Below are 19,298 nucleotides of genomic sequence, written 5' to 3'. Positions count from 1 at the left end.
TTCACTCGCTGTGAATCAGAGCTCTCAGACAGACTTTGTAAAAGGGCCGATGCGCAGCAAGAACTCGGAATCGTGCTTGCCACCAAAATGGATACCTTTCTCAAAGTGCTCGTGGTAGGTGAGCTCGGCACCCAGGTCACGTGCGAACGAGCGGAACAAAGCCCAAGAAGCGTCGTTGTCTTCCGTAATCGTGGTTTCCATGTGGGTAACGCCCTTACAAGCGTCACGACCCACGATTTCTTTCAGCATCCGCTTGGCCAAGCCCTGTCCACGACCTTTCTCATGCACGGCCACCTGCCAGACAAACACTGTTTCGGGCTGTTGGGGAGGGATGTATCCGGAGATAAAGCCGACCAAATCGCCGTCTTTCTCCGCAGCCACGCCAGTTTCGGCAAAGTGGCTACACTGCAGGAGATTGCAGTAGATCGAGTTGGGGTCTAGCGGAGGGCATTCCGCCACCAACTGGTGGAGCCTGAAGCCATCATCCTTGCTAGGTGTACGCAGGGTAATGGCGGTGGTATTCGATCCTTCTGAGGTCATGTTTTGTCGTTTCACGTCAAAATTTAGGCATAAATTATATAGAGCACGAAATATATTTCAAGCAAAAGACCTATTTCGATCAGAGATCGCTCCCCGAAGCCTTGGATTAATTCTCGCCATGTATACGCTTAAAAGGACCAAAAATCATCCATAAAAAGCGCCACAGCCCCTGCAACACGGGCATTTAAGCGCACTTCAACCCACTTACCCTAAACGTAGCCCAGGCACCTAAAACTCGTTAATTTAAAATAACGGGCAGCAAAACCTTTAGGGCTCCAAGTATTGGCGCATTCACTGAATTCATTCCTTTACATTGGCCTGCTGGTTTAAAGAGGGGGAAGGCATCAGTCGGGAGTAGGGGCTCAAAACGAAAATCGTGGATTTTCTGATAGTTTTGACCCCCTACTCCCGACTGATGCCGCCAGACTTTTGTATTGGCTTCAAGACGGCCTTAACAAAACCTACTTAGGTCTTTTAGGTCTTTTGGTTTGGGGGTGCGAAAGTGTCGTTATGCTCACCGTGACATACTCAAACGCTGGATATTACACCGGTCTTGCCCTAATCTTTTTGAGTAACAGTTCCACAACAAAGGAACTTTTTTCCGTTCCAAAACACTATCAATAACTCTAATAAGCCAGTTAAGCGCGCCCGGGACGACTATTCATGGATACAGCGGCACCTAAAGACTCCGAATACGCCTTAATACAAGCCCTCAAGCAAGGCGACAACATCGCCTATGAAAAGGCTGTGCGCCAATACTCATCCGGTATGCTCGCCGTTGCCCGTTTCTACCTGGACTCCTCAAGCGCAGAAGAAATTGTTCAGGACTGCTGGGTCACAGTGATCGATGCTATTCATAAATTTGAGGCGCGATCCGGCTTGAAAACCTGGCTGCACCGGATCGTGGCCAACCGCTGCAAAAACAAACTCCGCACGATCAAGCGTGAAGTTAGCACCGACTTCACGGAAACGCTGGATCCAGAGTTAGCCGATAGATTCAATAGCTCACGCCGCTGGGAGCAACCGCCTCTTCTGCGTTTTGATGAATCCGCCGACACGTTGCTTGAAAACGGCGCGTTGAGTGACTGCCTGAACAAACATCTGTCAGCGTTGCCCGAAACCCAGCGTTCTGCGTTGATGCTGTACGAGGCCCACCAACACAAATCTGAAGATGTCTGTAACATTCTGGATGTCAGTGCATCTAACCTACGGGTGCTCTTACACCGAGCGAGGCAGAAAATCTTTCTGATGGTGGAAACCTTCCAGGAGTCTGGTAAATGTTAATGTGCAAAGATCTGGCGGAAATCGCCAGCGATTACATTGATGGTGAGCTGACCAAGCGTCAAAACCTGGCCGTCAGAATGCACTTGATGATGTGCCAGCATTGCCGCTCGTTTATCGGCAACCTCCGTGCCAGCACAGACCTCATACAAGCACACTCATCGGTAGAGCCTGACGAAGAATTGATACGCAGAATTGATCAACGCGTCGCCGACGCGCTCAAGACCCGGCAGGACAACTGATCCGTTCGGCCCTGTTGACTTGCTCTACTATCAGCTTGGCCGCCCAACTCTCCAGGTCAATGGGAATACTGCCGGTTATCTCCAAAGAACGGTCCTCCAATACCTGCTCCAGTTGTTGCCCCTGCCAACCTGCGATCACCGCATCCCGATGACTCAACAACGCCGCTATCTGAGGTCTAAAACAGCGCACCATCGCTGTCAGCCATCGGTTCACCGGCCAACTGGGATGCGCATGATCAATGGCAAATTGATCCAGTGCAGCAATCACCGATTCCGCCGGCAGCCAGCTTTCATCCGTGACCCAGCGGTTTACCGCGAACAAATCGGTCGGATAGCCCCAGGCATCCATGGAAATGGCGACCAGATGCGCCACCCGATCGCCCTCCGTCGGTCCGAGTACAGGTTTCACGCTGTCCGATAGCCCCGAGTCGCGCACAAACAGGTGAAAATGACCATGTTCGTCATGATCTTCCCGATGGGCATGGTAGTAGTACTGAGAATCGGTTTCCCGGTCATACACATCATCTTTCGGGTAGTGGTCCATTTCATAAAACGGGCCTTGGTCTTTAAGCACTTCACCGACGATGTTCAAGCCGCCTTTCTCCAGCACCCGGTAACATTCGCGAATCTCATCTATGGCAGCAAGGCTCTTCGCCAATTGGTGATCACTCAGGCTTGTGAGCTCAGGAATCTGGATTGTTTCAGGCATAGCTTTGCTCCTTGGTACGCTGTTTTCGCCCGTTACAGCGAAAACAGCGCTCCTCCTCTCATCGTTTATTCAGCCTAATTAGCCTGAACCTTGTTCATCTGAACCGTGGCCATATAGGCGGTCAGCGCAGCAAGCTCTTTGCTGTCCCACGGGAAGGGTTCGGTGGCCAATGGCTGCACCATGCAGATTTGCACCATCTCATCCAGATGTACCTGATCCATGCCGAAGATGTTTTTCGCCATAGCGACCGGGTGAGGGTATTCGTTGGTAAAGGTGGCGTTATAACTTGCGCCGTCGTTATGACAACTGGCACAGGCGAGACCGTTACTGCTGAGCGAAGTGTCGTTGAACAGCTTCTCACCCAAAGCCGCTAATGTGGCGGGGTCGCCGCTATAGGCTTGATAGTCGGCTGGCCGAGTTACCTTCTTGGCAGCACAGGGGTTGGCTTTGGCGCCGCACTTACCCGCCGCTGCACAAGGATTACAGCCCTTCGGCGCGCAGTTCTTTTTCATCGCGCACGGATTTTTGCCAGCGCAGGGGGCGTTCATGGCGTCTTTCATGGCACAAGGGTTCTTCACGGCACAGGGGTTTTTGCTGGCACATGGGTTCTTTGCCCCCCAGGGTTTACACCCGGCTTTGCAGCCGGCCTTACAATACTGCCCGGCCTTACACTTTCCTTTGCATGGGGAGCAGGGGCCACAAGCTGCAATGGCCAGACCGCCGCCAGTACCCAACAGGGCCGTCATCACGGCCGCCGACCACCAAGCGGCGCGCCGGTGTTGACCGGTGTTATGAATTGCTTGCGCTAGAGCGTGTGTTTTTATCATGACATCTCTCTCCGTTCAGGAGTTATATAGCGGACCCTCACAGTCCATCCCCCGCTCACCGGAGCGGTTAATGTTTAGACACCTTGACCATCCAGTTGTTACAGATTTTATGGAAAGCCTCAGCGCGAACGGGGCTTGCCTCAAGACAGGCTTTACAGCGGTGTCTGTGCTACTAATAAACAAAGGTTTCTGATCGGGAGGTTCCATGCTACTGAGTTGGTTAACGCGGCGACTGGCAACTTACTTATCGAAAGAGGTTTCTCGTAATTCCATTCGAACTTCGACCTGGGATGCGCTGGTAAACGCCCTGCAACCCGGCGATGTATTACTGGTGGAAGGAACCACGAGAATCAGTGTGGCCATCAAGTACCTGACCCAATCGACCTGGTCTCACGCAGCACTGTATCTGGGACCGAATGCCGGGCTCGGCACTTCGGCTGACGGAGAAGCGTACACATTGGTTGAAGCTGACCTTGAAAAAGGTATTCGGCCATTACCCCTGTCACACTACCGACAATCGCATACTCGGATCTGCCGCCCGGTGGGGCTCTCTGATCCAGAGATTGGAACATTGACCGACTACGCCCGCAGCCGCATTGGCCACCAGTACGATATGAGGAACATCTTTGATCTGGCGCGCTACCTGCTCCCCACGCCGCCCGTGCCATCACGCCACCGGCATAAACTGCTGGTCTTTGGCAGTGGCGATCCCACACGGGCAATCTGTTCAACCTTTATCGCAGAGGCCTTTCAATTGCTGCGATACCCCATTCTACCGGTGGTAGAAATGCTGCCGGCGAATGATCCGGACTGCGACAACTGTCTTCGGGAGCAATATCGAGTCAAACATCACTCTCTGTTCACCCCAAGAGACTTCGACGCTTCACCTTATTTCCGGATCGTGAAACCGACGATCGAGATGGACTTCGATTACCGCGTTCTGAACTGGAACGATGACGATCCAGGAGCAACACTACCGTAGTTCCGGGAAGTTTTCTGGCCGGTTCAGTTGCCATTCGTAGACGCTAAAATCGAGGCCCTGTGCTTGTTCAATCTGTGTTTTCCGTTCAGGCTCTGCCCACTTGAGAATGAACGCCCGGAGCGAACCTTCAGCCTCAATAAAGTCGTTCTCGTACCAGTTAAGCAACTCGGTGACAAAGAGTTCGCCTGACTCAAGCGCGAGATGGCGCGGGGTATTAAAAGCCCTCCGGGTGTTTTCTGCCAACAAGGCCTCCAGATTATGCTCTGTATACACTCGATTTCTCAGTGGAGGGCAACCGGTAGACGCGCAATTCACCGCAAAGTGAACCCGGGCATCCTTCCAGCCTTTAGCTTTATATTCATCGCCGAGCAAGATCCGCTTCTCGATGCCATCCAGACTCAGGTCACGACCACCCACGTTAAAAATTTCACGCTCGAACACCGAATCCACAAACGGATTAATTCGCCCGCCGTAGTCCCATACAGATGACACCAATTGGCCATTAGGCCGATCGGACAGAATTTTATCGATCATGAAAAAGTTATAGGCGTTGATCCAGAAGGCGATCGACTCATTTCGGTCTTTCAGGTTGGTCGGATCAAAATTGACCAAAGCCTGTCTCTGCGTCAGCAGCAGGCGGTCGGTGCGGTCATCCGCAAGCGCTCCGGCATAATCAAAGGCCGTCACCAGCCCGTTGCCGGGCAACGCTCGTTCGATAACGTGCTGGCTAAGCAATGTCTGGAAGGGGGCATACAGGGCTTCTGAGGAGTCGGCCCGCACGGGCATCACACCTATCAGCAACAACGCGACTAACCAAGTTGAACAATGAAGCTTAAATGACATCGGGCACCTCCGAACTGTGGATACAGATACCAGACTCACTCAGGGCCAGATTGTTACACCCTCCGCCGACAGACCGTCCTGCAGGAGGGTGCGGAGGGCTTAGCGCAACTCAGGGTTGAGAGTGTAGGTACCGGTTACCCGAGCACTGGCCAATACATGGCCGGCCATGGCTTCACGCACAGCGTTGCCGTCAAATTCGCCGGACAGATTCAGGCTTTCGACATCCAGTGCGTGCACTTCAAAGTGATAGTGGTGGATGATTTCATCGTTCCATGGCGGGCATGGGCCATCGTATCCGGCATACGTGCCGGCCATATCGGGGTTGCCTGCCAGAAACTGGGTGTAGGTATTAATCCCGCGTACCCCCACCGCTCCCGGGCCAAACGGCTTACCTTTCGGGCTGACGCCATCGCTGTCTTCGCCTTCCGGAATTCTGCTGGTCGTCGCGGGCACGTCTATCAACAGCCAATGAAAGAAATCTACCCGGGGCAGGTCCGCGGGTATGGTCTTGCCTTCCTGGTTCACATCATCCGCAATACTGGGCACGTCCGGATCAAACATCATCACAACAAAGCTCTTGGTGCCTTCAGGGGCTCCCTCCCAACTCATTTCCGGGTTACGGTTGGGCCCAAAGCTCATATGGTTATCGGGATTGAACACACCGAATGCGAACTTCTCTGGTACCGGGCGTCCTTCTTCAACACCACCAACCTCTAATTTCACGATAGTATCTCCTGCTGTTCGGTCCTTTTATTGTCTTAGACTAGCTTATACCCAAGCGATATGGGTTCACAGTTATTCGCTGTCTAGCCAGTATACCGATTCAGATTAACAAAACTTTGAAACCACTGTCGGAAAGCACAACCGACTGATAACTATATACTTTAGATGCAATACCATCGGGCGGGCAATTGCCTTGAACCAACTTTGCCGCTAGTATTGGAGTCCGCACGTGCCCCCGCCCAACTGGAACCAGAGGCGATAGCCAAGCGTTTTTGATCTGATCAAGAGTGTTTGGCTTTCACTTCTTTAAGGTTTCACCGTTATGGAAAGTCTGCACCACATTGTCGTCGTTGGCGGCGGCGCCGGGGGCCTGGAGCTCGTTACCAGCCTAGGCAACAAACTCGGTAAAAAGAAAAAAGCGCGCATTTCTCTGGTCGATGATGGCCTGACCCACGTTTGGAAACCCCTGCTACACGAAGTGGCCTCTGGCTCGCTGGATGCCAGCACGAACGAAGTTAATTACCGGGCACACGCTCGCAAACACCACTACGAATTCCAACTGGGTCGAATGAATGGTCTCGACCGCACCAACAAGGAAATCGTAATTGCCGCCTTTCACGACGGCGAAGGCAACGAAGTGGTGCCTGAGCGGCATCTCAAGTACGACACATTGGTTATCGCAGTTGGCAGCACCGCCAACGATTTCGGCACACCCGGCGCGCAAGATCACTGTTTGTTCCTGGATAGCCTTCACCAAGCCCAACGCTTTCACAGCCTGCTGTTGAACGCGTTCCTCCGCAAAAACCATGAAGCGCTGCAAGGCAACCCTCACGCCCTGAATATCAGCATTATCGGGGCCGGCGCTACCGGTGTGGAGCTGGCCGCCGAACTGCGCTTGGCATCCCGCGAGCTGCCGGTGTATGGCATGAACCATCTCAAGTCTTCAGACGTCTCAGTTAGCGTGATTGAAGCCGCCGACCGGATTTTGCCAGCCTTGCCCGGCCGTTTGTCAGCCGCGGCCACGCAAGAGCTTGAGCGACAGGAAGTGAAGGTTTTGACAGGCCAACCGGTGAGCGAAGTACGAAGCGACAGCCTTGTGATGAAAGACGGCTCGGAAATCCCGTCCGATATGACCATCTGGGCCGCCGGCATCAAAGCTCCGGCGTTTCTTACTGAGCTGAAAGGCTTGGAAACCAACCGAGGCAACCAACTGGTGGTCGAGCAGACCTTGAAAACCACCCACGATGACCATATATACGCCTTTGGCGACTGCGCGGCCTGCCCGCAACCCAATTCGGAACGTCCGGTACCACCAAGGGCTCAGGCGGCTCACCAACAAGCGGATGCTCTGTCCAAAACCTTGTGTAACCGTCTGGAAGGCAAAGACCCGGTACCTTTTGTCTACAAAGATCACGGCTCCTTAATCAACTTCAGCCACTACACGACCGTAGGCAATCTGATGGGCAACCTGTCTGGTCGTAGCATGTATATTGAGGGCAAGGTAGCACGGCTGTTCTACGTCTCGTTGTACCGGATGCATCAAGTTGCGTTGCACGGTTTTGTGCGCACGGGAGTAATCTGGCTGATGGACAAAATCAGCCGTGCGATGCACCCACGACTTAAGCTCCATTAGGCAACACGGGGACGCTATCAATGCGGTAAGTCCCCCTGCATAATGCCAACTTAAGCAACACTTTGTTTGGGCCGAAGCTCGGGCATACCTTCTGATCTGGAGTCTCATGGATCCCACGTTCACACTCATCGGCGCCCTGATGCTGGTTTTCAGTATCGTCCTCAGCCCCCTTTCCAGCCGGGTCGGCATGCCGGTCCTTCTGGTATTTTTGGGTGTGGGCATGCTGATGGGCGAAGACGGTCCTGGCGGTATCGAGTTTGACGATGTCGAGCTTGCGGTCATCATCGCGAGTTTGGCTCTGGCGGTCATCCTGCTGGATGGCGGCATGCGCACCCGGGCCGAAACCTTCCGGGTCGGCCTGAAACCGGCATTACTACTGGCCACGATGGGTGTGGCCATGACCGCCGTTGGCGCGGCCATTGTTGCCTGGTGGGTCTTCGACCTTCATTGGCTAATGGCGTTACTGATCGGTGCCATTATCTCATCCACCGACGCAGCCGCCGTATTCTCATTGTTGCAAGGTCGAGGCCTGCATCTGAACGAACGGGTGAGCGCAACCCTGGAAATCGAGTCGGGCAGCAACGACCCGATGGCCATCTTCCTGACATTGATGCTGGTCACTCTCATCAGCGAACATCAAGACGGGGCCATTGCTTCCGGGCTGTTAATGCTACTTCAGCAATTTGGCATTGGCGCCCCAGCCGGCTTGCTGGGCGGCTATTTGATTGTGGCTTTGGTAAACCGGATTCATCTAACCCCTGCGCTTTATCCTCTGCTGGTAGCAGCGGCGGGGTTGGCGGTGTTCGCGGCCACCAATGCCGTGGGGGGCAGTGGCTTCTTGGCCATCTACCTAAGCGGCGTGGTTGTTGGGAACCGTCAGGTGAAAATGATGCCCCTGATCCTTCAGGTCCATGACGGACTGGCTTGGCTGGCACAGCTTTGCCTATTCCTGATTCTCGGCCTGCTGGTTAGCCCATCGGAATTGGTTCCGCTGGTTGGAAGCGGCTTGATTCTGGCCTTCGCTCTGATCTTTGTGATCCGCCCCATTACCGTGGTTGCCACCCTTTGGCCGTTCGGTTTCAACCGGAGAGAAATTGGGTTTATCAGTTGGGTGGGTTTGCGCGGCGCAGTACCTATCGTACTTGCCCTTTTCCCTGTACTTGCCGGATTACCAGACGCCAAGCTGGTATTCCACGCGGCCTTCTTTATCGTGCTCGTCTCGCTTCTTGTTCAGGGTACTACCATGGCGCCTCTGGCCAGAAAACTAAAACTGGAAGTGCCAGCGACTGAAGCACCTTTCCGGCGGTTTCCTCTGGATGTCCCCGCCACAGGGGACCACGAACTGATGCTTTTTCCCCTTCGCGGTAAGAGCTGGAATCAGCCGAAAGAGATCAGCTTGTTGCGCCTGCCCGATCACACCGCTATCGCCGGTGTTTTTCGCAACCGTGAATGCCTTCAGCCACGTCCAGACTTAACCGTCAGCGCCGGAGATGTACTCGCACTGTTCGCAACACCCGTGGGCGTGACGGAACTCAGTAAGGTGCTCAGCACACGAGACATCCCCAAACACCTGGCGGAACGGACCTTCTTCGGGGACTTCGTGCTCAATGGAGACGCTTTGCTCGGCGATGTCGAACAGGTTTATGGCATCGAACTCAAAGAAATGCCTTCAGAGCTGACGCTCGCCAAGTGCTTTGCCCAGCGCACCAAAGGGCATCCGGTGGTCGGCGATATTGTGACCCTTGGCCCAGTTTCGTTAGTTGCCAGAGCGATTGAGGCCGATCGTGTGACCAAAGTCGGCCTCAAAATGGAATCCTGACCGAAAACTGTGCAAGGGTACGTAAAGCCAACAAATGTAACAAAATCCTCTTACCCACACCCTTGCACCCTATGCTATAAGTTCCATGTACAAAATTTAACGTTCTGACGATAGTACGGCTTTATGATTTTTCGATCCCTTCTGCCAGTGTTATTCCTTGTTCTGCCAAGCTTAGTGGCAGCCACCGAGTTGCTAGCTCGGGCCGACGAGCGGATGATTCTGCCCGAACCCAAAGCGCCTCTGTCGTTCGATATCACCGAAGTGTTGGTTAAGAAAAACGAGCGCCGCCTGTACTTGCTTAACGGTGAAGAAAAGGTAAAAAGTTACCGGATTTCGTTGGGTGACAACCCTGTCGGCCACAAGCTCTACGAAGGCGATGAACGTACGCCCGAAGGCAGCTATCTCCTTGATTGGCGCAACTCCAACAGCGATTTCTACAAATCAATTCACATCTCTTACCCCAATCCGGACGATAGAGAAGCGGCTGAAGCGTGGGGTCTGAAGCCTGGTGGAAGCATCATGATTCACGGCTTGCCCAATGACGCAGGCGATCTGGCATTCGCCTTCACGGGGCTGGACTGGACCAACGGCTGTATTGCGGTGACCAATGAAGAAATTGACGAGATCTGGGAGCTGGTTGATGACGGAACCCCGATCAGGATTTTGCCCTAAACGTCGCAATCGATGATTAACGCCATGACATCAGTGCATTACGTTGCTGTCATGAGCTATGCAAATTCCCGTATACGCAGTTAACATTTTCTTCCAGAGTGTTTTACACTGTTTAACGACTCCGGTAGTCATTGCCTACTGGCTTGACTGACAGGAAGTCGTCCGACTGACTTCCGGGTCTCAGGAAATAAAACGACCAATAAGGGGATTTACTATGCGTAAACTGACGATCGCTGGGTTTGCAATGGCCGCTGCTCTAACTGCAGGTTGTGCCACAACTGATCAAGCTGCTATCGACGAAGCGAATGCAACTGCAAGCTCCGCCGAGCAAACTGCTAACAACGCTCTGAACACTGCGAACAGTGCTTCCAAGTCTGCTCGCACTGCTCAGCAGACTGCTGAAGAAGCTCTGGCCGCTGCCCGTGCCGCTCAGAAGTCCGCTAACGAAGCGAACGAGCGCGCCAAGCGCATGCTGCAGCGCGCTAGCCAGAAGTAAGGCTAACGTTTAGCACGAAAAAGGCCGGTAAAACCGGCCTTTTTTTGTGTCAGAAATACAGGGTTTGCCCGGATGTTGCGGTTTTTTCGGGCTTAGCTTTATCCGTGCTCTCATCCGCAGCGACTTGCGTCAGCTTCTCACCGATCATTCTGGGAATCCCATCAGCCTGATCAACCGCAACCTCAATAGCCATTCGTTTAACCTGAGTATTCGGATGCTGCTTCTGGAATGCTTCGACTTTCACCATGGTTTCACGCCATAGCTCTTCCCGATCCTCCGCCGTGTAATCTTCACGGGGACGGTGCACTTCCAGCCAGATTTCACCGCCAGAAGCGCCAACCTTCACCGGCTCACGGATCACCTGCACAGGTGTGCCCTTGGATACCTGGTAAGCAAAGCGGGAAATGTCTTCGTTATACATGCGAAAACAACCGTGGCTAACCGCCATTCCGACACCGAACTGCTTATTGGTGCCATGAATCAGATAGCCTTTTTCACTAAGCATCAGAGCGTGCGAACCCAAGGGGTTGTCCGGCCCTGGTGGAATCATCCGCGGCAGATAATCTCCGGATGCTTCATACTCCGCACGGATGCTTGCGGGTGGATACCAGGCTGGTGATTCCAACGGCATGGTGACCTTGGCGTTGGTCAGCGGAGATGGGTTATCCTCCGTGCCTACTCCGACCGGATACACCTGCACACCGCTGTCGGTGAAATAATAGAGACGGTATTCCGCCAGATTGATTACGATACCCTCGCGATTGGAATCCGGCAGTACATACATTCTCGGCAAGGTAATATGGGTACCTTCCCCCGGTAACCACGGATCAATCCCCGGATTCGCTTTTACCAGTTCCAGATACCCCAAGGCCAGCTCGTTGCCGATACCGGCAAAGGTATCTTCATAGGCGGTGGTGAACACCTGCAGATCACCGGCCAGATCGCCGTTCAGGGAAAAGGTAGGCACGCGGGGTGAGCGATCAACCTTGGCGCTGTTCGCATCCTTAGACGTTCCAGCAGGCGATGCCTGGCTGGTTTCGGCCGCCGCCAGCGTAGGAGCCCATAGAGCAAGGCTCAGCACCAGAGAAACAACGTATTTCAACAGCATAACACTCCACATCGGTTCAGGGCCGGTTGGTAAGACTGACCGGTACTCGGCTTCAGAGTTCATTTTGGATCGCCGGGACGCGTTCTCGTTAAACAAGAGCTGCCTATTATATCGGCATCAATCGCCGTCAACATCCATCGGCGGTGGACAATCGCGGGTATCTTGCCGTTTCGTAACGCGGAGACGCTGACTAAACGCGCATTTTCCAGATCGGTATGGCCGCCAGCGCGACGAAAGTGGCGACCAACCACCAAGCAGACTCGAACGCCTGCAGCGTAGGTATACCATTTTGATGTTCACCAAACTCGATGGTCAATGCCACCATATTCACACCCAACGCACCACCAAGCTGACGGGCAAAATTGATACTGCTGGAGCCTGCACCCATAAGTTCCGGCGGCAATGGGTTTAAGGCACCCATTGAGAGAGCTGGCAACATAAAACCTATGCCAATACGACCAAGCACTGCCCACAACGTCAGCCAACCAAAACCGGCAAAGTGCCCTGTTGAGGCAAACAGAACCGCGGAAAGCGCAAATACGCCAATGCCGAACAACACCAAACTGCGTGCACTCCGCTTATCCGCTAGCCGGCCGGAGAGCGGGAAGATAAAGCCAAGCACCACACCCGCAGGCAGCATCAGCAAACCTGCTTCGGTAGCCGAAAATCCCAACGTGGTTTGCACAAAAAGTGGAATGAGATAAGTAGAACCGAAAAGCGCCAGCCCAAGTGCCATAGCACCGATGGTGGCATACAGAAAAACAGGCTGTCGCAACAACGCGAGGTTCACCAGCGGATGCTTGATTGTTCGCTCACGTCTGATGAAGGTCATCATTAGAAGCAAGACCATAACGGCCTGCACAAGCAACCTAAGTTCATGGCCTTCGAGCATCTGAAGCCGTGTCAGGGTATCCAGGGTCAAGCCGACAATCGCACCCAACATCACCAACCCCGGCCAATCAAAGGCGTAACGCGCAGGCCGGGATACAGGAACCGGCAGAAAGCGCCAGGCCATCAAAACACCTATTAAGGTCACCGGGGCAGGGGCGAACATGACATAACGCCAATTGAATTGATCGACAAGAAAACCACCGAGCACAGGCCCCAACGCAGGCGCCAAAATGACACCCATGCCGTATATACCCATGGCCTGACCCCGCCGATCGGCCGGAAAGATTCGGAACACAAGGTACATGCCCATCGGCTGCATCAAACCCGCCATAGCACCCTGGCCCACTCGAGCAGAGATCAATTGGGCTGGGGTTTGGGCAAAACCACCGGCCACCGAAATCACAGCAAACAACGCCATTGCGATCGCGAGGGTTTTACGCACACCGAAGCGGTCAAGCAACCAAGCGGACGCCAACATGGTGGTGGTCATAGCCGCAATAAAACCGGTGGCTAACCAGTGAACGGTTCCTTGGCGCAAACCGAACTCCAGCATAATATCGTGAAGCGCGACGTTGACGACAGTCGCGCTGAGTACCGTTGCCATCGTGCCAAGTACAACAGTGGCAACAGCTAGCCACCGCCAACGTTCACCGTAGCGGGCCTCAAGCCCGGCAATCGTATTATCCGCCAAAGCTTATTTCTGCGCTTCTGCGTTTTCCATGATCTTATGGAATACAGTCAGTGCGCTCTCGATCTCTTTGTCGGAAATGCCGTCGAGCATTTCTTCACGAAGTTCGTTTGCGCGTTCGGTCAATTCCTCCATAAAGCTCACCCCCTCATCAGTCAGGTGCAACCTTCGGGCACGACGGTCTTTAGGGCAGGCGCGACGCTCGATCAAGTTCTGCTGCTCCAGGCTGTCCAACAGCCTAACCAACGTTGGGTTCTCGATCGCCATCAAACTGGCCAACTCTCGCTGGGTCAGACCTTCGCCACCTTCCTTCAGATAAACCATGGTGCTCCAGCGAGCTTGAGTAACTCCCAGATCTTTCAAGCGCTCATCCAGCATTTTGCGCCAGCGGCGAGTAACACGGGCAACCGCAAACGGAAATTGATCTCTCACAATATTCACTCCTCAATGACGTCGCGTTTGCTTATAGATAGGGCAAGACGCTAACGGTACAAGACTTTCACCAATAGTAAGCTACCGGTTGGAATGAGAAAAGATTCAAATGCGAAACCAACCCCAAAAACGCACGAAATTCCCTAATGAGCGGAGCGCATCTCCTCCTGCATCGTCTCGGCTTCGGGGGACTCGCAGAATTCCTCATTCCGCGGATCAATTTCTGATAGCACCGCGGAAGCTTCCGGCATCGCAGGCACAAAGTGTTCCTGTTCATTCACCGGAACGTCATCGGTCTGCGTGATCCGGTAGCGGGTAATCACGGCCAGCAAGATTAGAAAACCAGCATTGCCGTAAAACAGTCCGGACGGACCCAACAAGTTGACCAATTCAGCCATGGTAATAGGCCCAATCACGCTGCCGATACCGTAGCTGAGCAAGAGTGTCGCGCTGGCGGCCACAATACGATTGCTGTCCATTCGGTCGTTGGTGATCGCTACAGCAATGGGGTACAGGGTGGCGGACAAACCAGTAAACAGTCCGACCAGCAGAGTCAGAATCAACAAACTCTCTGCGCCAACCACCGCAACCCCAATGGCCGCCGAACAAGCCATCAGAGCCACCCAAAACATAACCCGGCGGCGATCAAAAAAATCACAGATGCGCCCCATGGGCCACGCCAATAACATAGCTGCGACAATTGCCGAAGCCATAAAAGTAGAAGTCTTTCCAACATCCAGCCCCACCAAGGTGGCATACACCGGCCCCAGCGCGTAAAAACCACCAATCATCACCCCGCTCACCAAGGCCCCCGCGACACCTGAAAACGATTCCCGGGCCAGCTTGAACACCGACATCCGATTGGTGTGTTCTATCGCAGGCGCTTCCATTCGGGTTAGCGACAACGGAATGACGGCTAACGTCAGCAGGATGGCGGCCAAAGAAAATGGCAAAAAGTCGGCAGGATTGCCTACATTCACCACGAGCTGGCCACCGGCTGCCGACAGGTAAAACACAATCTGATAAACCGCGAACATTGAGCCGCGGTTGGAGTTGGTTGCGCGACTAGAAAACCAACTTTCGATAACCACCAATACCCCTGCGACGCTGAAGCCCGACAATACTCGCAATGCCGCCCAGAAAAAGGCCGACACAGCCATCGGATACAACAACGCAGCAGCGGCAGCCATTGCTGCAAAGACGGCAAACGCTCGTATATGACCCACGCGGCCTATGATGCGATGGACATAGAGGGTGCCAACGACAAATCCGATGGAATAGCACACCAGAATCCAACCGATGATATCTGGCGACACTTCCTCGATACTCAGCCGAATGCCAAGCAGCGTCATCAGAAATGCATTACCACTAACTAGAAAGACAATGCTCAGAAGCAGTGCTGATAAAGAAGCTACCATTCGGGTCATGACTGACTCCGCATAATCGACAAGGTGGGCATGCTCAAGAGAAGGATAGCAGCATTATCCTTGGGCGGTTGACCAGCATTTAATCAGTCTATGGGATAGCCGAAACTAGGGAGATGCCGAGACTTGTATTACACTGGGCCTAATTTGACATTGTTTTACATTAATGGGCCGTAACAGACCCCTAAACCCTTAACGGGTAAGATAATTAAGAAGCTATTTTCTGGAATTGTGAGCGCCTGGTTATGAAGAAAACGGATTGGCCCATTCGTTGGGATCTTTTGCTTCGCTATCGACTCATCGAAACCGTAGCACTATGGGAAGGACGCCTGACCACCAACCATATCTGCCACAGTTTCGGCATTGGTCGCCAGCAGGCCTCCAAGGATATCAACACTTACTTGCGAGAGGTGGCACCCGGTAACCTGGTGTACGACCGGCATCTCAAAGGCTATGTGCCATCCAGCCACTTCAAGCCTGTGGTTACCCATGGCGAAGCCTCTGAATATCAGGACCTGCTTGCCCAACAGCAGAATCTCAATGATTCTCTCGCCGAGCTTGAACTGGGAATGCCCGGGAACAAGGTTATTACCGGCCCCGGCCGATACGTTGCGCCAGAAACCATGCGCGCTGTGGTCGCCGCCACTCGTTACAAGCGTCTGCTCAAAGCCAGCTACGTTTCGCTCAGCCGCCCCGAAGCCGTTGAGAGTGTGCTCGAACCCCATTCTTTGGTGTGCGCAGGGAACAACTGGCACCTACGTGCCTGGTGCAGCTCCAACCGGGAGTTCCGTGATTTCGCGCTCAGCCGTTTTCAGAGCACCCCGGAAGCACTGCGCCAAAAAGCTCGCTATAACGCTCAGCACGATGAAGACTGGCAGCGCCGAGTAACTCTTGATATCGCACCGGACCAACGGCTAACCGATGCCCAGCAACAAATCGTAGCGCGTGACTACGGCATGCAGAATGGCAGCCTGCAGGTTGAAACTCGTGCAGCCCTTGCGCCCTACGTGCTGTCACAGTTGGGCATTACCTTTGACCGCGACCACCCGGATCCTCTGGTGCAGCAACTGGAACTGGTCAACCCAGACCAGCTAGGTTTTGGAAGCAAACGTGAACAAGCCCTTAAAGCGGTCGCCGGTCTTTAGCAGACAGGCGTTGTGATCAAGCCTTTCTTCCGAATGTTCCTCGCCGTCGCCGGGCTGTTTTTATTGACAGCCAGCCCGGTAGCGCCCGCTGCACAAGAGTGCGGGTCACCCGCCACCGCTATCCACCAGATCCAGAGTGCGAGTTCACATTCACCGCTGGTGGGCCAAACCGTCTCGATCGAAGGCATTGTAACCTACACATCCAGCGACCAAGACGGCTTTAACGGTTTTTACATTCAACAAACGGATGCAGAAACGGACAACGACCCGGCCACCTCGGAAGCACTGTTCGTCTATACTCGCCGCAAGGCCACCCCCGGCCAACGGCTGCGACTGACCGGCATCGTCAAAGAGTTCCATGACCTGACAGAACTGGTGAAAGTCAGCCGGCTCACCGTTTGCGGCCAGACGTCACTCCCTGAGCCCGTTGAGCTTTCGCTGCCGTGGCCACAAGCACCGGAAAGCTTTGAAAATATGCGGGTATCATTCAATGCTCCGCTGACCGTCATAGCACATCAAAATCTGGCCCGTTTTGGTGAGCTGACGCTGGCCAAAGTCGATCAAATTATCCCTACGGAGTATCTGGCACCCGGTGACCAGGCGGTTCAGAAAAGGCTCGAAAACCATGAGCATCGCGTTCTTCTGGACGATGGTAAAAGCATCCAAGACCCCGCTCCGACGCCTTGGCTTGATCTGGGTGAGGACAACACGGTCCGAGCCGGCGATCAGGTGACTAAGGTCCGTGGTGTGCTGGATTACCGATTTGGCCAGTGGCGGGTTCAGCCCGACGACAATCCCAGGTTTTCCCGACCGGAACCAAGGCCAGATGCTCAACCTAAGCCTTCGGGCGATATCACCCGGATCATGGCCCTGAACCTTCAGAACTACTTCAACGGCGACGGGAAGCGTGGCGGTTTTCCAACCCCCAGGGGTGCCAAAACCCTGAGCGCCCATAACAACCAACTCCACCGTCTGGTCGGCACCATCCATCAGGTTGCTCCGGATATCGTGGCAGTCACGGAACTTGAAAACGATGGCTATGGCCCACGCAGCGCGTTAGCCCAATTCACACAGGCGCTTGGACCAGCCTGGCACTTTATAAAAACGCCCAAACGGGACGGCTCCGATGCCATTCGAACAGCCCTTGTGTTCCGCAACGATCGGGTACGGCCCGAAGGCAAAGCGCTGCGGCTAAAACAAGACATTTACCGACACAGAGGTCGTCCGCCGCTGGCGCAGATATTTACGCCTGTGACGGGGGGCCAAGCTATACGGGTAGTGGTGCCTCATCTGAAATCGAAATCCTGCCGCAACGCCAAGGGGCCAAATTCCGATCAGAACGACGGCCAAAGCTGCTTCAGCGCCCACCGCACCCGCGAAGCACGCGCCATCATCGGCTGGCTTTCCAACTTATCCACGGCAGATCATCTGGCTGGCACCCTTATCACCGGTGATCTCAACAGCTATGCTCAAGAAACGCCGTTAGATACCTTTTACGCCGCTGGCTTCACCAGTCTGCTACATCACTTTCACCCATGTCAGCCCGACGACTGCCGATATCACAGCTATCGTTATCGAGGCGAGAAGGGCTCATTGGATTATGCGCTTGCCAATAAAGCGCTCATGCCTCACGTCGCAGACGTATACATTTGGAACATTAACGCCGATGAACCCCGGGCACTGGGCTACCAGAGCGCCCCTGAGCTTAACGGTCCCTGGCGGACTTCCGACCACAATCCTGTGATCACCGATCTGCGGCTTTAACACCCAGCCACCCAAGTGACCTTGCTGCCTGCAGTACCAGGCTTCGCAGCAATAGCACCCATCGTTCTTCCCGTTACACTGACATTCCATGCATCGTGATCAGGTGAATCTGCCATGAAACTTCCCATGCCCAACGTTTGGCCATTAGCTCGCACTGGCCAACGCCTGCTGTTACGGGCCAAACGCAGAGAAACCTCGGTGGATGGTCACCGAATGGTGTTTTTGGAACGAGGTCAAGCACAGCCGGGCGCACCTACGCTAGTCCTCCTCCATGGCTTTGCGTCTATGAAGGAGAACTGGGCCTTCTGGATGCAACAATTACCTTCGCATTGGCATTTATTAGTGCCCGATTTACCGGGGCTCGGCGAAAGCCAATACCGCCCTGATGCTAATTACGGCTATGAAAGCCAGGCCCAGCGTCTTAGTCAGTGGCTGGCCGGATACAGCAGCAACCACCTGCATATTGCCGGGAGTTCCATGGGGGGCGCGATTGCCGCGTTGCTGGCTCACCAACTTAAAGCACCTCCCCGCACACTCACCCTGCTGAACAGCGCAGGCATCCCGGAGTCTCCCGGCATGGTACAAAACACACCCACACGCCCGACCATAGATTCCGTACTCATTCCGCAGGATTGGGCGGGCGTTTATCGTATGTTCAACAGCGTCGGGAGTGGCAAACCGACGCTACCCGGCATCGCTATGACCGGTTTGCTCGGCCCAGATCTGATGAAACGGCGGCATTCATTGCAGCATATTTTTAACGACATGGTTGCAGACCCGATGGCACCCACCCGGTATCTCGGAAGTCAAACGCCCCCGCTTCAAGTGCAATGGGGCGACAAAGACACCATTACTCCTACACGCTGTGTTGACTGGTTCAAGTCCGCCACACCGGAAGCTGACATACAGGTCTTTCGCGGTGTTGGTCACCTTCCGATGCTCGAGAACCCAAGGCGCTCTGCAGCGGTGTTGTCCAGCTTTATCGAGCACCACAATAACTAGGTCGATTACTTCCGGCACCACCCCGAATTGGCCTCTTCAGCTAATTGACCCGTCATCCAAGTCATGGGACCAAGGCC

Annotated in this window: 19 protein-coding genes; 10 read left to right on the top strand and 9 right to left on the bottom strand. The window is 54.1% G+C overall.

Annotated elements, in window-relative coordinates:
* Positions 1-24 precede the first annotated feature (24 nt).
* Positions 25-540 (bottom strand): diaminobutyrate acetyltransferase, encoded by a 516-nt coding sequence (gene ectA, locus K5L82_RS14885; protein WP_223134673.1) that lies wholly within the window; start codon positions 538-540, stop codon positions 25-27.
* 663 nt (positions 541-1,203) lie between these two features.
* Here ectA and K5L82_RS14880 point away from each other — a divergent pair.
* Entirely contained in the window at positions 1,204-1,824 is a 621-nt protein-coding gene (locus tag K5L82_RS14880; protein ID WP_133006862.1) for an RNA polymerase sigma factor, read from the top strand.
* Positions 1,818-2,063 (top strand): anti-sigma factor family protein, encoded by a 246-nt coding sequence (locus tag K5L82_RS14875; RefSeq protein ID WP_133006863.1) that lies wholly within the window; start codon positions 1,818-1,820, stop codon positions 2,061-2,063. The genes K5L82_RS14880 and K5L82_RS14875 overlap by 7 nt, the downstream gene beginning before the upstream one ends.
* Here the strand turns inward: K5L82_RS14875 and K5L82_RS14870 are convergent.
* On the bottom strand, positions 2,041-2,772 hold the full coding sequence (locus K5L82_RS14870) for a DUF6969 family protein (RefSeq protein ID WP_223134672.1): 732 nt from the start codon (positions 2,770-2,772) through the stop codon (positions 2,041-2,043). The genes K5L82_RS14875 and K5L82_RS14870 overlap by 23 nt on opposite strands.
* 74 nt (positions 2,773-2,846) lie before the next feature.
* Positions 2,847-3,599: a c-type cytochrome gene (locus K5L82_RS14865; RefSeq protein WP_262492669.1), complete on the bottom strand. Its 753-nt coding sequence runs from the start codon at positions 3,597-3,599 to the stop codon at positions 2,847-2,849.
* 205 nt (positions 3,600-3,804) lie between these two features.
* On the opposite strand from K5L82_RS14865, the gene K5L82_RS14860 reads away from it, so the two are divergent.
* Positions 3,805-4,581 (top strand): YiiX/YebB-like N1pC/P60 family cysteine hydrolase, encoded by a 777-nt coding sequence (locus tag K5L82_RS14860; protein WP_223134671.1) that lies wholly within the window; start codon positions 3,805-3,807, stop codon positions 4,579-4,581.
* Here the strand turns inward: K5L82_RS14860 and K5L82_RS14855 are convergent.
* A complete protein-coding gene (locus K5L82_RS14855) occupies positions 4,573-5,424 on the bottom strand; it encodes a DUF547 domain-containing protein (protein WP_223134670.1) in 852 nt (283 codons plus the stop codon). The genes K5L82_RS14860 and K5L82_RS14855 overlap by 9 nt on opposite strands.
* A 99-nt stretch (positions 5,425-5,523) precedes the next feature.
* The gene (locus K5L82_RS14850) at positions 5,524-6,147 is read right to left on the bottom strand and encodes a YbhB/YbcL family Raf kinase inhibitor-like protein (RefSeq protein WP_223134669.1); all 624 of its coding nucleotides are present in this window, start codon (positions 6,145-6,147) and stop codon (positions 5,524-5,526) included.
* Positions 6,148-6,469: 322 nt separating this feature from the next.
* Between K5L82_RS14850 and K5L82_RS14845 the strand changes: the two genes are divergently transcribed.
* The 4 genes from K5L82_RS14845 to K5L82_RS14830 all read left to right on the top strand — a co-directional run bounded on the left by K5L82_RS14845 (position 6,470) and on the right by K5L82_RS14830 (position 10,767).
* The gene (locus tag K5L82_RS14845) at positions 6,470-7,780 is read left to right on the top strand and encodes an NAD(P)/FAD-dependent oxidoreductase (protein WP_133006868.1); all 1,311 of its coding nucleotides are present in this window, start codon (positions 6,470-6,472) and stop codon (positions 7,778-7,780) included.
* Positions 7,781-7,886: 106 nt separating this feature from the next.
* Positions 7,887-9,599 (top strand): potassium/proton antiporter, encoded by a 1,713-nt coding sequence (locus tag K5L82_RS14840; RefSeq protein ID WP_133006869.1) that lies wholly within the window; start codon positions 7,887-7,889, stop codon positions 9,597-9,599.
* 123 nt (positions 9,600-9,722) lie between these two features.
* Positions 9,723-10,271, top strand: a complete 549-nt coding sequence (locus tag K5L82_RS14835) for a murein L,D-transpeptidase family protein (protein ID WP_133006870.1) — start codon at positions 9,723-9,725, stop codon at positions 10,269-10,271.
* A gap of 214 nt (positions 10,272-10,485) precedes the next feature.
* A complete protein-coding gene (locus K5L82_RS14830; protein ID WP_133006871.1) occupies positions 10,486-10,767 on the top strand; it encodes an Lpp/OprI family alanine-zipper lipoprotein in 282 nt (93 codons plus the stop codon).
* A 49-nt stretch (positions 10,768-10,816) separates the two neighbouring features.
* On the opposite strand, the gene K5L82_RS14825 is transcribed toward K5L82_RS14830, so the two are convergent.
* The 4 genes from K5L82_RS14825 to K5L82_RS14810 all read right to left on the bottom strand — a co-directional run bounded on the left by K5L82_RS14825 (position 10,817) and on the right by K5L82_RS14810 (position 15,313).
* Positions 10,817-11,875: a L,D-transpeptidase family protein gene (locus K5L82_RS14825; protein WP_223134668.1), complete on the bottom strand. Its 1,059-nt coding sequence runs from the start codon at positions 11,873-11,875 to the stop codon at positions 10,817-10,819.
* A gap of 190 nt (positions 11,876-12,065) precedes the next feature.
* The gene (locus K5L82_RS14820) at positions 12,066-13,457 is read right to left on the bottom strand and encodes a DHA2 family efflux MFS transporter permease subunit (RefSeq protein ID WP_223134667.1); all 1,392 of its coding nucleotides are present in this window, start codon (positions 13,455-13,457) and stop codon (positions 12,066-12,068) included.
* Positions 13,458-13,460: 3 nt separating this feature from the next.
* Entirely contained in the window at positions 13,461-13,886 is a 426-nt protein-coding gene (locus K5L82_RS14815) for a MarR family transcriptional regulator (protein WP_133006873.1), read from the bottom strand.
* A gap of 143 nt (positions 13,887-14,029) precedes the next feature.
* The gene (locus tag K5L82_RS14810) at positions 14,030-15,313 is read right to left on the bottom strand and encodes an MFS transporter (RefSeq protein WP_223134666.1); all 1,284 of its coding nucleotides are present in this window, start codon (positions 15,311-15,313) and stop codon (positions 14,030-14,032) included.
* Between the two features lie 242 nt (positions 15,314-15,555).
* Between K5L82_RS14810 and K5L82_RS14805 the strand changes: the two genes are divergently transcribed.
* The 3 genes from K5L82_RS14805 (at position 15,556) to K5L82_RS14795 (ending at position 19,221) form a co-directional block, all read left to right on the top strand.
* Complete coding sequence (locus tag K5L82_RS14805) at positions 15,556-16,455, top strand: helix-turn-helix transcriptional regulator (protein WP_223134665.1); 900 nt, start codon at positions 15,556-15,558, stop codon at positions 16,453-16,455.
* A 12-nt stretch (positions 16,456-16,467) separates the two neighbouring features.
* The gene (locus K5L82_RS14800; RefSeq protein WP_316933406.1) at positions 16,468-18,219 is read left to right on the top strand and encodes an ExeM/NucH family extracellular endonuclease; all 1,752 of its coding nucleotides are present in this window, start codon (positions 16,468-16,470) and stop codon (positions 18,217-18,219) included.
* Positions 18,220-18,333: 114 nt separating this feature from the next.
* Entirely contained in the window at positions 18,334-19,221 is an 888-nt protein-coding gene (locus K5L82_RS14795; RefSeq protein ID WP_223134664.1) for an alpha/beta fold hydrolase, read from the top strand.
* Positions 19,222-19,298: the final 77 nt, after the last annotated feature.

The sequence above is a fragment of the Marinobacter sp. AL4B genome (assembly GCF_019916045.1).
GTDB lineage: Bacteria > Pseudomonadota > Gammaproteobacteria > Pseudomonadales > Oleiphilaceae > Marinobacter.
This window is presented reverse-complemented; position numbering and strand designations above follow the sequence as displayed.

Bases quoted from the DNA above. Each gene is read 5' to 3' on its own strand.
- K5L82_RS14840 (WP_133006869.1), top strand. From the start codon at position 7,887: ATGGATCCCACGTTCACACTCATCGGCGCCCTGATGCTGGTTTTCAGT.
- K5L82_RS14845 (WP_133006868.1), top strand. From the start codon at position 6,470: ATGGAAAGTCTGCACCACATTGTCGTCGTTGGCGGCGGCGCCGGGGGC.
- K5L82_RS14880 (WP_133006862.1), top strand. From the start codon at position 1,204: ATGGATACAGCGGCACCTAAAGACTCCGAATACGCCTTAATACAAGCC.
- K5L82_RS14825 (WP_223134668.1), bottom strand. From the start codon at position 11,875: ATGCTGTTGAAATACGTTGTTTCTCTGGTGCTGAGCCTTGCTCTATGG.
- ectA (WP_223134673.1), bottom strand. From the start codon at position 540: ATGACCTCAGAAGGATCGAATACCACCGCCATTACCCTGCGTACACCT.
- K5L82_RS14865 (WP_262492669.1), bottom strand. From the start codon at position 3,599: ATGATAAAAACACACGCTCTAGCGCAAGCAATTCATAACACCGGTCAA.
- K5L82_RS14860 (WP_223134671.1), top strand. From the start codon at position 3,805: ATGCTACTGAGTTGGTTAACGCGGCGACTGGCAACTTACTTATCGAAA.
- K5L82_RS14855 (WP_223134670.1), bottom strand. From the start codon at position 5,424: ATGTCATTTAAGCTTCATTGTTCAACTTGGTTAGTCGCGTTGTTGCTG.
- K5L82_RS14875 (WP_133006863.1), top strand. From the start codon at position 1,818: ATGTTAATGTGCAAAGATCTGGCGGAAATCGCCAGCGATTACATTGAT.
- K5L82_RS14870 (WP_223134672.1), bottom strand. From the start codon at position 2,772: ATGCCTGAAACAATCCAGATTCCTGAGCTCACAAGCCTGAGTGATCAC.
- K5L82_RS14835 (WP_133006870.1), top strand. From the start codon at position 9,723: ATGATTTTTCGATCCCTTCTGCCAGTGTTATTCCTTGTTCTGCCAAGC.
- K5L82_RS14805 (WP_223134665.1), top strand. From the start codon at position 15,556: ATGAAGAAAACGGATTGGCCCATTCGTTGGGATCTTTTGCTTCGCTAT.
- K5L82_RS14795 (WP_223134664.1), top strand. From the start codon at position 18,334: ATGAAACTTCCCATGCCCAACGTTTGGCCATTAGCTCGCACTGGCCAA.
- K5L82_RS14810 (WP_223134666.1), bottom strand. From the start codon at position 15,313: ATGACCCGAATGGTAGCTTCTTTATCAGCACTGCTTCTGAGCATTGTC.
- K5L82_RS14830 (WP_133006871.1), top strand. From the start codon at position 10,486: ATGCGTAAACTGACGATCGCTGGGTTTGCAATGGCCGCTGCTCTAACT.